The sequence below is a fragment of the Enterococcus sp. DIV0724b genome, from assembly GCF_050531475.1.
GTDB classification, from domain to species: Bacteria; Bacillota; Bacilli; order Lactobacillales; family Enterococcaceae; genus Enterococcus_L; species Enterococcus_L haemoperoxidus.
The window spans coordinates 1,226,753-1,239,236 of record NZ_CP172890.1; the positions used below are offsets into that span (position 1 = coordinate 1,226,753).

A 12,484-nucleotide genomic window follows, 5' to 3' on the forward strand; every position below is an offset into this window, starting at 1 on the left:
AAACAATGAACATCAGAAGAATTTGGCTTGATCGAGATTTGACAGGAAAACAGCAGTGGTCAGATTTTTTGATTAACGCCGATCTTATACCGGATGACCAGTTAGACTATACGATTGGTATCTATGATCAGGAAAAACTGATTGGAACAGGATCGGTTTTTAGGAATATTCTAAAATGTATTGCAATTGATTCCTCCTATCAAAATGAAAACCTGCTTTCTCAAATTGTTCAAGCCTTACGAGAAGAGCTGCAGGAAATAGGATATCAGCATTATTTTTTGTATACAAAACCGAAAACCAGCAAGTTGTTTCACTCTTTGGGTTTTACGGAAATTGCTGCAACGAATGAATTGGTTTTCATGGAGCAAGGGTTTCCTAATTTTGAAGACTATTTAGTGGACCTTAAAAAGCATCGACGAGAGACAAAACAAAATGCTGCAATTGTAATGAATGCCAATCCATTTACCAATGGTCATTTATATTTAGTGACAGAAGCCGCTAAACGTTCGGAAACAGTGTATCTGTTTGTTTTATCCGAGGAACGATCGCTATTTGATGCTAAAACACGTTTTGAACTAGTCCGAGAAGGCGTTCGTCATTTAGCAAATGTAGTGGTTTTACCAACAAGAGAATATATGGTATCCAGTGCAACCTTTCCATCTTATTTTTTGAAAGATCAGGCCAAGGCTAGTATTGCGGAAGTCCAGGCTGTTTTGGATGCCACTTTATTTAAAGAAAAGATTGCTTGTGTTCTGTCAATTTCAACTAGATTTGTTGGAGAAGAGCCGTTTTCAGCAGTAACAGAGATTTACAATCAGGCGATGAAAAAGACGTTTGGTTCTGAGCTGAAACTAGTTGTTTTACCAAGAAAAAAAATAGATGGAGAAGCAATCAGTGCCACAAAAGTTCGTGCTTTAATGGAACAAGAGAATTATGCAGCAATTAAATCACTTGTTCCGCCCAAAACTTTTGAAGAAATAATCAAACAAAAAAATAAGTAATGAGGTGTCTATTTTGGAAATCAAACAAAACGCATCTGCTGGTACAACTGAATCAAGCGATATTATGATTACAATTGGGAAAAACAGTGGACAAGGAATTCAAATTGAACTAGACAGTAGTGTTGAAAAACAGTTTGGACGTCAAATTCGCGAAAAAATACAAGAGACTTTAACTAATTTGTCAGTCACTGACGCGAAGGTTCAGGCAATTGATAAAGGTGCATTGGATTGTACCATCCAAGCTCGAACAGTGGCAGCTGTTTATCGTGCTGCTGGTGAAGAAAATGTAGACTGGCAGGTGTTAAATACATGGAACGTTTAAGAAGAACGATGATGTTTGTACCAGGAGCGAATGCTTCAATGCTAAGAGATGCGACGTTATACGGCGCTGATTCGTTGATGTTTGACTTAGAAGATGCTGTTTCTTTAAAAGAAAAAGATAGTGCTCGTTTACTTGTCTATAATGCTTTACGAACATTTGATTACTCGACTGTCGAAACGGTCGTTCGAATCAATGGCTTAGATACAGTGGGGCGTCAAGACGTTGAAGCGATGGTTTTAGCAGGTGTTGATGTGATCCGATTGCCAAAAACAGAAACAGCTCAAGATATTGTGGATGTGGCAACTGTGATCACTGAAATGGAAACAAAATATGGCGTAAGCGTTGGGACAACAAAAATGATGGCTGCAATCGAATCGGCTGAAGGTGTTTTAAATGCGCGAGAAATTGCACAAGCAAGTGACCGCTTGATTGGTATCGCACTTGGAGCAGAAGATTATGTAACAAATATGAAAACACACCGATACCCAGACGGCCAAGAATTGTTTTTCGCACGTAGTTTTATTTTACACTCAGCTAGAGCAGCAGGAATTGCAGCAATCGATACAGTCTATTCAGATGTCGATAATACAGAAGGGTTCCTAGCAGAAGTTGAGCTGATCAAACAATTAGGATTTGACGGTAAGTCTGTTATTAATCCACGTCAAATCCCTTTAGTAAACAGTGTCTATGAACCAACAGAAAAAGAAATCCAAAATGCGAAAGAAGTAATTTGGGGGATTCGTGAAGCGGAAGCGAAAGGTTCAGGTGTAATTTCAGTGAATGGTAAAATGGTGGATAAACCAATTGTTGAACGAGCAGAGCGAGTGATTGCACTGGCTATTGCAGCAAAATTAATTTCTGAGGAGGAAGTCTAAGATGAAAAATAATGTAGGCAAAGAAATTCCAGATAATTATGCTGAACAATACGGTTTATTTAAAGGAGAGCTAGCGAATATTCGTGAGTATAAAGAGGCTAGCCGCACGATCAATCCTGTGAGGCCAAGAGATACAAAGTTATTAGGTAGTTTAAAAGAAGCGATTGAAAAAACAGGATTAAAAGACGGTATGACAATTTCTTTCCATCATCATTTTCGTGAAGGTGATTTTGTTATGAACATGGTTTTAGATGAGATTGCGGCATTAGGGATCAAAAATCTATCGATTGCACCCAGCTCGATCGCGAATGTTCATGAACCATTGATCAATCATATCAAAAATGGTGTGGTGACAAATATTACCTCTAGTGGGTTACGTGATAAAGTCGGCGCTGCGATTTCTGAAGGAATTATGGAAAATCCAGTTGTGATCCGTTCACATGGTGGACGTGCAAGAGCGATTGCTGCAGACGATATTCATATCGATGTGGCCTTTCTTGGAGCACCAAGTTCAGACGCGTATGGTAATGTAAATGGAACCAAAGGCAAAGCCACATGTGGCTCATTAGGCTATGCGATGATCGATGCTAAGTATGCCGATCAAGTAGTGATTATCACAGATAGCTTGATGCCCTATCCAAATACACCAATCAGCATTCCACAAACGGATGTAGATTTTGTCGTAGAGGTTGATGCGATCGGTGATCCTGATGGGATAGCCAAAGGGGCTACTCGATTTACCAAAAACCCGAAAGAACTGTTGATTGCAGAATATGCAGCGAAAGTAATTACGCATTCACCGTATTATAAAAGTGGTTTTTCGTTCCAAACAGGAACGGGTGGTGCAGCCTTAGCTGTTTCTAGGTTTTTGAAAGAAGCGATGATCAAAGATGGTATTACAGCCAGTTTTGCTTTAGGCGGGATCACCAATGCGATGGTTGAGTTATTGGAAGAAGGACTTGTTGAAAAAATCATTGACGTACAAGATTTTGATCATCCGTCTGCCGTTTCTTTAGGTGAGAATGAGAACCACTACGAAATCGATGCAAATATGTATGCTTCACCTTTAAGCAAAGGTTCTGTGATCAATCAATTAGATACAGCGATTCTTTCTGCGCTAGAAATTGATACGAATTTTAATGTGAACGTGATTACAGGATCAGATGGCGTGATTCGTGGTGCATCTGGCGGGCATTCAGATACAAGTGCGGCTTGTAAGATGAGCTTAGTCATTGCCCCCTTGATCAGAGGTAGAATTCCAACGATCGTTGAAGAGGTCAATACAGTCGTAACACCAGGCAGCAGCATTGATGTTGTGGTGACGGAAGTTGGGATTGCGATCAATCCAGAACGACCAGACTTAGTCGAACATTTTAAAGCTTTAGATGTTCCACAATTAACGATGAAAGAACTTCAAGAAAAAGCTTACAGTATCGTAGCTCGTCCAGATGCAATCAAGTATGGGGATAAAGTCGTTGCATTGATCGAATATCGTGATGGTTCAATTATCGATGTGGTCAAAAATGTCTAAAGCCCATTTAACTGGAGAGACGATTACGCTGATAGAGATGCTGAATGTACGAGAAAAACGAGCGAATATTCAGCAAGAACTTTTACAAAAGCATCCTAACTGTGTCTTATTAAGCGCTACGATGAATATTCCAGGGCCTGTAAAAACAAATGAGCAGCTAAGACAAGCATTTTTAACTGTCATGAAAGAGATCAATTCTCTTTTTCCTCCTGAAAAAATAGCAGCTCTTAAACACCGAGAGTTAAAAACAGGTTCTGAATATTATCTAGTCCTTAATGAAACAGCAAAAGAGCTAAAAAGAAAGCTAATTAAAGTTGAAGAAACGCATCGCTATGGCCGTTTGATGGATTTAGATGTCGTTTATTTAAAAGAGCAAGCCTTGTGTTCAGTCAGTCGTAGCGAATTAAATTACAAACCAAGAACCTGTTTCATTTGTGAAGAAGAAGCAAAAATTTGCGGTAGACAAAGACGCCATAGTGTAGAAGAAATGCAAGAAACAATCAGTCAACTATTGAGAAAGGAAGGATGAAATGACAAAAGAAATCCTTTTTACAGAAACAGTGCTGAGGGACGGTCAGCAAAGCCAAATCGCGACACGAATGCCAACGAGCGATATGTTACCGATCATTCAAACATTGGATGAAGCAGGATATCATGCTTTGGAAGTTTGGGGCGGGGCAACATTTGATGCCTGTATTCGTTTCTTGAATGAAGATCCTTGGGAACGTTTAAGAACGATTCGAAAAGCAGTTAAACATACGAAATTACAAATGCTTTTACGCGGACAAAATTTACTTGGGTATAAAAATTATGCCGATGATGTGGTAGAAGCCTTTGTACAAAAGTCAATTGAAAATGGGATTGATATTATCCGCGTTTTTGATGCGCTGAACGATACAAGAAACTTGCAAACTTCAATCGAAGCAACAAAGAAATTTGGCGGACATTGTCAGCCGGCTATTTCTTATACAACGAGCGATTTTCATACGATTGATTATTTTGTGGGATTGACCACAGAACTTGAAAAAATGGGGGCAGATTCCATCTGCATCAAAGATATGGCAGGGATTCTGACACCCGACGATGCCTATCGTTTAGTTACCGAAATCAAGAGTAAAATCCAAGTGCCTTTAGAAGTTCATACACATGCAACTAGTGGGATTGCTGAAATGACCTATCTAAAAGCTGTTGAAGCAGGTGCAGATATTATTGATACAGCCATTTCATCATTTTCTGGTGGAACAAGTCAACCAGCCACAGAATCGATGGCGCTTGCATTGGAAAACTTAGGGTACAATACGCATTTAGATATGAAAAAAGTTGCAGAAGTGGCGGACTATTTTAATCCGATCCGTGATAAATTTAGAGAAGAAGGCTTGTTGAATCCTAAAGTAAAAGATACAGAGCCAAAAACGTTGATTTATAAAGTTCCAGGTGGTATGTTATCGAATTTGTTAAGCCAATTGACCGAACAAGGTTTAGCAGATAAATACGAAGAAGTCCTAAGAGAAGTGCCAAAAGTTCGTGCAGATCTAGGCTATCCGCCACTTGTCACACCACTATCTCAAATGGTAGGAACCCAAGCAGTAATGAACGTTATCAGCGGTGAACGTTATAAAATAGTACCGAAAGAAATCAGGGATTATGTGAAAGGCTTGTATGGAAAACCGCCTGTAGCAATTTCAGAAGAAATGACGAAATTGATTATTGGTGAAGAAGAAGTGATCACGGTTAGGCCAGCTGACTTACTGACGCCAGAACTTCCGCAGTATGAAAAAGAAATCGCAGAATATGCAAAATCAACTGAAGATGTTTTAATGTATGCATTGTTCCCACAACAAGGAAAAGACTTTTTAGGTAGAAGAGAAGATCGATTTTATGATGTTCCTCTGCAAGAAGTGAGTGTTACATTAGATATTTAGAAAAAAGAATGAATTTATTTCCGGCATTGTTTGGAAATAAGCTCATTCTTTTTTAGTATGACTTATAAGTAAACTTAATCTCTTCTTATTGTGTTAATACTAGTGAATAAATACATTTTTTAATTACAATCAAGACTATTTCACATTGAGAAGTTTAGATAATTTTATAGTTAATTCTATTAAAAAGCTTCAAAATATAAGCTATTGATGATACAGGACGAATAAATGAAAATCAGATTGATTTAGTCAATATGTAAGTTTATCTAAATGGAGTATACAGTCCTGTACTAACATAAATCTTTTATAAAAGATTTGGTGTTCGCTACTTGCTCTTACCTGGATCTTTTTCAGTGCTGGATTTTATGAAATGTTTAATCACAGAGTGGACAATCAATACAGATAGAAAGGCTTTTGGAGGAAGAACATAGAAATAAAAGAAAAGATTTATAAAATTATAAAGAGGGCAGTTGAGTCAAAAAAACTGTTCAATATCAGAAATAGAAACAACGTGAAAAAGTAACTGATGAAGAATTTTAACTTATATAATAAAAACCGCAATTGATGAGCAGATAGATATGAATCTAGCGGTACAAATTATAATCTAGCAACAGTAGAGCTGTTAAAGTTTGATAAAGCCTATAATCACATATAGATTTTGGGCAGCAGGATGAATTTCTTTCCGAATATTTTTATACCAAAGAGCATACTAGCTATTCGTAGAAAAATAAAAATTCAACTAACATGAAAACGGTAAATAACTAAAAAAACGCCCTTAAATCAGTAAGTAATTTCCGGTTAAATGTTATCTGTATTTTAAAAATAAAACAATTACATTAAGATTAAAATAAAATGTATAAAATATGTGTAACAACTAATTTTAATCGGGGATAAATTTTTTTATCAGAAAAAATCCCTTTATATAGACGTTTATAACCTTACATATATATAACTCAAACGTGTTAGTTAATGTAACTTGATTTCCAATTCGATATATTTACATTTCCTAATTATGTAGGTATAATTGCGGCAATATAGCATTGACGGTATCAAAAATGATTAAATCAAGGAGGGATGATTTTGACAACCAAAACACAAACAGCAAAAACGTATTTTGAAATGAATCATCAAAAATATTATTATTATGCACTTTCATCATTGGAAAGTTCTGAGCAGCACTACATAAATAAATTGCCATATAGTATTCGTGTGCTATTAGAATCGTTGTTGAGGCAGATAAATCATAACGGAATCACAAAAGAGCATATTGATCAATTAGCTAAATGGTCTCCAAATCAGCCAAATGTAGGGGAAGTTCCATTCAAACCTGCTCGAGTGATCCTTCAAGATTTTACTGGTGTTCCAGCAATCGTTGATTTAGCCTCTTTACGAAAAACAATGGCCGATTTTGGAGGAGATCCTACTAAAATCAATCCAGAGGTACCCGTAGACTTAGTTGTTGATCACTCTGTACAAGTCGATGTTGCTGGAGTGAAACAAGCGCTACAGTTAAATATGAAAATGGAGTTTCAGCGAAATCAAGAACGTTACCGTTTTTTAAGTTGGGCACAAAAAGTTTTTGATAATTATCGTGTCGTCCCTCCTGCAACAGGAATCGTTCATCAAGTCAATATTGAATATTTAGCATCCGTTGTAACGCAAAAAAAATTAAAAGACGATACCATATTAGTATATCCGGATACTCTAGTTGGGACCGATTCTCATACAACAATGGTCAACGCATTAGGCGTTTTAGGCTGGGGTGTTGGTGGAATCGAGGCTGAAGCTAGTATGCTTGGCGAGCCATCTTATTTTCCTATTCCAGAAGTGGTCGGTGTCCGTTTTATCAATGAGTTATCGCAAGGTGCAACAGCAACAGATTTAGCACTAAAAGTTACGCAGGTTTTAAGACAACAAAAAGTTGTTGGAAAATTCGTTGAATTTTTTGGTGCAGGTTTAGTTAATCTAAGTTTAGCTGATCGAGCGACTGTAGCAAATATGGCACCAGAATATGGTGCTACATGCGGATTTTTCCCTGTAGATGATGAAACGATTCGTTATTTACGACTAACGGGAAGGGAAGATGAAGCAGTAGCGGTAACAGAGTACTATTTGAAAGAAAACCAATTGTTTTATGATCCGATAAACGATCAAGAACCTAATTATACAAAAGTGATCGAAATCGATCTAAGTATGATCGAAGCAAACTTAGCAGGACCCAAAAGACCACAGGATTTGATTCCTTTATCAAAAATGAAAATAGCTTTTGAACAAGCTGTGCAAGCACCAGTTGGCTTACAAGGATTTGGACTTTCCGAAAAACAGCAAGAGAGCGTGACATTCGATTTAGAAGGTGTTCAGCAGCAATTAAAGCCCGGAGCAGTTACGATTGCGGCGATTACTTCATGTACCAATACCTCGAATCCGTTTGTTATGTTAAGTGCAGGATTAGTAGCTAAAAAGGCTGCATTACTTGGGTTGAATGTACCAAACTATGTAAAAACCTCACTAGCACCAGGCTCAAAAGTTGTGACAGCGTATTTAGAAAAAGCGGGCTTATTGCCTTATTTAGAGCAATTAGGTTTTCATTTAGTTGGCTATGGCTGTACAACGTGTATTGGTAATTCAGGTGCACTAAAACCTGAAGTCGAAGCAGCTATCAAAGAAAATGATCTCTTAACCGCAGGTGTTTTAAGTGGAAACCGTAACTTTGAAGGGCGTATTCATCCTTTAGTTAAAGCCAATTATTTAGCTTCACCGCCACTTGTTGTTTTATATGCATTAGCTGGAACGGTCGATATTGATGTACTCAATGAGCCAATTGGAATCGGTGAAAATGGTATTCCCATTTACTTTAATGATTTATGGCCTTCTAGAGATGAAATTCAAGCATTGATTGATGAATGTGTTACACCAGAACTTTACCAACAAGAATATGCACGAGTTTTTAGTGATAATGCAGAATGGAATAGCATTCAAACAGATGATGAACCATTATATGGTTGGGAAGAGGAGTCAACATATATTGCAAATCCACCATACTTCACTGGTATGACAAAAGAAAGAGAACCTCGAAAGCCGTTAAAACAATTAGCGGTGTTGGCAAAATTTGGCGATTCAGTTACAACCGATCATATTTCACCAGCAGGAAGCATTCAAAAAAATAGTCCAGCAGGTCACTATCTGATAGAGCGAGGTGTGCCAGTTCGTGAATTTAACTCTTATGGTGCCAGACGTGGTCACCATGAGGTTATGATGAGAGGAACACTAGCTAATATTCGGATTCGCAATCAACTAGTTCCAGATGTAGAAGGCGGATATACCATTTTTACGCCAACACAAGAAAAGATGACGATTTATGATGCTGCGATGAACTACCAAAAACAGGGAACCAAACTTATCATTTTAGCGGGCGATGATTATGGGATGGGCTCATCTAGAGACTGGGCAGCTAAAGGTGTACAGCTTTTAGGCGTCGAGGCTGTGATCGCTAAAAGTTACGAACGGATCCATCGCTCTAATTTAGTGATGATGGGTGTTTTACCATTGCAATTTAAATCAGGGGATGATGCAGATAGCTTAGGACTAACAGGAACTGAGTTATTTGATATTGCTATCGACGAAACAAAAGGAATTTTGGATACTGTGGTTGTTACCGCAACGAAATCGAACGGAGAAACAATTCAATTTGAAACGATCCTTCGTTTTGATTCGGCTGTTGATATTACGTATTATCAGCATGGAGGCATTTTGCCAATGGTGATTCGTAAGAAACTTCAACGTTAATTTGAGTTAAGAAAAAAATAGAAGATAAAACGACATGAAGGTTGTTATCTTACTTCTCTCTAGCTTTGCGGGCTAACCTTTCTGAAAAAAAAGATAAAATAGGCTTGTAATGAAAAGTCTCAAAAATCTAATTTCCTACTTTTCAGTCAAGGCTAAATGAGCCCGCTACGCTTTTAAATTAAGGAGGAACTTGGATGGAGATTCACAAAGGTTTAGAAGGCGTAGTCGTTTCTGAAACAAAAATCAGTTCGATCGTAGAAAATCAACTGCTTTTTGCAGGCTTTAATATTGATGATTTAGTTGCTGAAAATGTTCAATTTGAAGAAGTGATTTATCTATTATGGTATTTAAAGATACCGACGAAACAACAGTTAATAAAATTCAAACAAGAATTATCTGCACAAATGCCGATATCTGATACGATCATTACATGTTTAAAAATACAAACACGCCAAAATCTTCATCCGATGAGTGTGTTGCGGTCAACGATTTCATTATTAGGTGTTTTTGATCCAAATGCAGAAGCGACAGATGAACGATCAGCCTATCAGCAGAGTATTTCTTTGCAAGCAAAAATGCCGACGATCATTGCAGCATATGCACGTTTGAGAAAAGGACTGGATCCAATTCCTCCGCGAAATGATTTATCAATAGCGGCAAATTTTCTCTATATGTTGACTGGAGTTGAAGCGGATCAAGTGCAAGTAGCGGCAATGAATCAAGCGTTAGTTTTACATGCAGATCATGATTTAAATGCAAGCACTTTTACGGCTCGAGTCTGCGCTTCTACATTGTCAGACGTGTATTCATGTATTACTGCTGCAATTGGTTCTTTAAAAGGGCCGCTTCATGGCGGTGCTAACGAAAAAGTCTTTGATATGTTAAAAGAAATAGATTCTGAACATCTAAATGTAGCAGACTATTTAAATCAAAAATTAGATCGTAAAGAAAAAGTCATGGGCTTTGGTCATCGTGTATATAAGACTGAAGATCCGAGAAAAAAACATCTAAAAAAATTAGCAAAAGAGCTAACGGCAATCACTCAAAAAGAACAATGGTATTTTTTATCTTGCCAAGTTGAGCGATATTTAAAAGAGACAAAAGGATTGATCCCAAACGTCGACTTTTATTCTGCTACGGTGTACCATTGTTTGGATATTGACAGTGATTTATTTACGTTGATCTTTGCAATGAGTCGGGTTTCTGGTTGGTTAGGTCATATTGACGAACAAAAGAAAGAAGATTGTCTAATTCGACCTCGCTCACATTATATTGGTCCTAAGCAATTAAAATATAGTAACTTGAACACTACATTACATTCGGGAGGCATGGAAGCATGAAAGATGGGAAGAAAGTTGTGTTGGATAATGGAAAATTAGTTGTTCCTGACTACCCAATTATTCCTTATATTGAAGGTGACGGTATAGGACCAGAAATTTGGCAGACAGCTAAGAATGTATTTGATGCAGCTGTAAACAAAGCTTATAAAGGAACACGAAAAGTGATTTGGCAAGAAGTTTTAGCTGGAGAGAAAGCGTTTAATGAAACAGGAAGCTGGTTACCAGATAAAACATTGGAGTTGATCAAAACCCATCTTGTAGCGATAAAAGGTCCGTTGACCACCCCAATTGGCGGAGGCTTTCGTTCATTGAATGTGGCATTGCGGCAAGAATTAGATTTATATGTTTGTTATCGACCCGTTCGTTATTTTCCAGGCGTTCCTTCACCATTAAAGCATCCGGAAAAAACAGATATGATGATTTTTAGAGAAAATACAGAAGATATTTATGCAGGAATCGAATTTCCAGCGAAAAGTCCTGAAGCAGAAAAACTGATTACGTATTTAAAAACAGAGTTTGGTGTCAATAAGATTCGTTTCCCGGAATCATCGGCGATCGGGATCAAGCCTGTTTCTAAAGAAGGGACAGAGCGTTTAGTTCGAGGGGCAATTGAAAACGCATTAAAAAATAAGCGAAAATCAGTTACGTTAGTTCATAAAGGAAATATCATGAAATTTACAGAAGGTGGTTTCAAAAACTGGGGCTATGCTTTGGCTGAAAGTGAATTCGGAGACAAAGTATTCACTTGGAAAACATATTTAGAAATTAAAGAAAAGTCCGGAAGAGCGGTTGCTGATCAACGGTTAGCGGAAGCCAAAACAGCGGGTAAATTGATTATAAAAGATCGGATTGCAGACATTTTTTTACAAGAAATTTTACTGCATCCAGAAAATTATGATGTGATTGCCACCTTGAATTTAAATGGGGATTATATATCTGATGCCTTAGCTGCCCAAGTTGGTGGCATTGGAATTGCCCCAGGCGCAAACTTAAACTTGGAAACAGGGCATGGGATTTTCGAGGCAACTCATGGAACGGCACCTGAATTTGCTGGCTTGAATCAATTGAACCCATCATCATTACTATTGTCTGGTGTATTAATGTTTGATTATTTAGGTTGGGATGAAGTTAGCCAATTGATTACGCAAAGCATTGAAGAAGCTTTAGGAAATAAAACTGTGACAAAAGATTTCGCAGATCAAATGGAAGGCGCCACTTTATTGAGTTGTTCGGGATTTGGAGAAGAGTTAGTTAAGCTTATTGGAAGTAAATAAAAATCGAGTTCAGAATAAGTTTATTCTGAACTCGATTTTTTGTTATAAAAAACCCTGACGACTAATCGTCAGGGTTTGGATTTACTAATGTTAAGTTAATTATGCTTTGTTAACGTTAGTAGCTTGAGGACCACGTTGGCCTTCTTCAACGTCGAAAGTCACTGCTTGACCTTCTTCTAAAGTTTTGAATCCGTCGCCTTGGATAGCTGAGAAATGTACGAATACATCGTTACCGTTTTCTGCAGTGATAAATCCAAAACCTTTGTCTGAGTTAAACCATTTTACTGTACCTGTTTCCATAATAAAAATCCTCCTTGTGATATACACATATTTTGCAATTACTTGAAAGGTGAAAATGTGGAAGATGTTTATTTGAAACAGCTACACATATATTACCGAACAAAAACTACACTCTTAATATAGCATATTTAGGACC

General features: G+C 37.5%; 10 protein-coding genes. 9 read left to right on the forward strand and 1 reads right to left on the reverse strand.

Going from position 1 to position 12,484, the window contains the following annotated elements; genetic code table 11:
* Positions 1–5: 5 nt before the first annotated feature.
* From citC to icd, 9 genes are all read left to right on the forward strand, one after another.
* Positions 6–1,001: a [citrate (pro-3S)-lyase] ligase gene (citC, locus tag IGJ02_RS05725; RefSeq protein WP_430603570.1), complete on the forward strand. Its 996-nt coding sequence runs from the start codon at positions 6–8 to the stop codon at positions 999–1,001.
* Positions 1,002–1,014: 13 nt separating this feature from the next.
* Complete coding sequence (citD, locus tag IGJ02_RS05730; protein WP_010760870.1) at positions 1,015–1,323, forward strand: citrate lyase acyl carrier protein; 309 nt, start codon at positions 1,015–1,017, stop codon at positions 1,321–1,323.
* The gene (gene citE, locus IGJ02_RS05735) at positions 1,311–2,198 is read left to right on the forward strand and encodes a citrate (pro-3S)-lyase subunit beta (RefSeq protein ID WP_430603572.1); all 888 of its coding nucleotides are present in this window, start codon (positions 1,311–1,313) and stop codon (positions 2,196–2,198) included. Before citD ends, citE begins: the two co-directional genes overlap by 13 nt.
* 1 nt (position 2,199) lies before the next feature.
* Positions 2,200–3,729: a citrate lyase subunit alpha gene (citF, locus tag IGJ02_RS05740; RefSeq protein ID WP_430603573.1), complete on the forward strand. Its 1,530-nt coding sequence runs from the start codon at positions 2,200–2,202 to the stop codon at positions 3,727–3,729.
* Entirely contained in the window at positions 3,722–4,258 is a 537-nt protein-coding gene (gene citX / locus IGJ02_RS05745) for a citrate lyase holo-[acyl-carrier protein] synthase (RefSeq protein ID WP_430603575.1), read from the forward strand. Before citF ends, citX begins: the two co-directional genes overlap by 8 nt.
* A 1-nt stretch (position 4,259) precedes the next feature.
* Positions 4,260–5,651, forward strand: coding sequence for an oxaloacetate decarboxylase subunit alpha (locus IGJ02_RS05750; RefSeq protein WP_430603577.1), 1,392 nt, complete (start codon positions 4,260–4,262; stop codon positions 5,649–5,651).
* A gap of 1,071 nt (positions 5,652–6,722) precedes the next feature.
* Positions 6,723–9,434, forward strand: coding sequence for an aconitate hydratase AcnA (acnA, locus tag IGJ02_RS05755; protein WP_430603578.1), 2,712 nt, complete (start codon positions 6,723–6,725; stop codon positions 9,432–9,434).
* Between the two features lie 194 nt (positions 9,435–9,628).
* Positions 9,629–10,774 carry a citrate synthase gene (locus tag IGJ02_RS05760; protein ID WP_010760876.1) on the forward strand — a complete coding sequence of 382 codons (1,146 nt, stop codon included), beginning with the start codon at positions 9,629–9,631 and terminating at the stop codon, positions 10,772–10,774.
* A complete protein-coding gene (gene icd / locus IGJ02_RS05765) occupies positions 10,771–12,048 on the forward strand; it encodes an NADP-dependent isocitrate dehydrogenase (protein WP_430603580.1) in 1,278 nt (425 codons plus the stop codon). Before IGJ02_RS05760 ends, icd begins: the two co-directional genes overlap by 4 nt.
* Before the next feature lie 99 nt (positions 12,049–12,147).
* On the opposite strand, the gene IGJ02_RS05770 is transcribed toward icd, so the two are convergent.
* Positions 12,148–12,348, reverse strand: a complete 201-nt coding sequence (locus tag IGJ02_RS05770) for a cold-shock protein (protein ID WP_010760878.1) — start codon at positions 12,346–12,348, stop codon at positions 12,148–12,150.
* Positions 12,349–12,484 lie beyond the last annotated feature (136 nt).

Bases quoted from the DNA above. Each gene is read 5' to 3' on its own strand.
- IGJ02_RS05760 (WP_010760876.1), top strand. From the start codon at position 9,629: ATGGAGATTCACAAAGGTTTAGAAGGCGTAGTCGTTTCTGAAACAAAA.
- citX (WP_430603575.1), top strand. From the start codon at position 3,722: ATGTCTAAAGCCCATTTAACTGGAGAGACGATTACGCTGATAGAGATG.
- IGJ02_RS05770 (WP_010760878.1), bottom strand. From the start codon at position 12,348: ATGGAAACAGGTACAGTAAAATGGTTTAACTCAGACAAAGGTTTTGGA.
- citF (WP_430603573.1), top strand. From the start codon at position 2,200: ATGAAAAATAATGTAGGCAAAGAAATTCCAGATAATTATGCTGAACAA.
- citC (WP_430603570.1), top strand. From the start codon at position 6: ATGAACATCAGAAGAATTTGGCTTGATCGAGATTTGACAGGAAAACAG.
- IGJ02_RS05750 (WP_430603577.1), top strand. From the start codon at position 4,260: ATGACAAAAGAAATCCTTTTTACAGAAACAGTGCTGAGGGACGGTCAG.
- citE (WP_430603572.1), top strand. From the start codon at position 1,311: ATGGAACGTTTAAGAAGAACGATGATGTTTGTACCAGGAGCGAATGCT.
- acnA (WP_430603578.1), top strand. From the start codon at position 6,723: ATGATTTTGACAACCAAAACACAAACAGCAAAAACGTATTTTGAAATG.
- icd (WP_430603580.1), top strand. From the start codon at position 10,771: ATGAAAGATGGGAAGAAAGTTGTGTTGGATAATGGAAAATTAGTTGTT.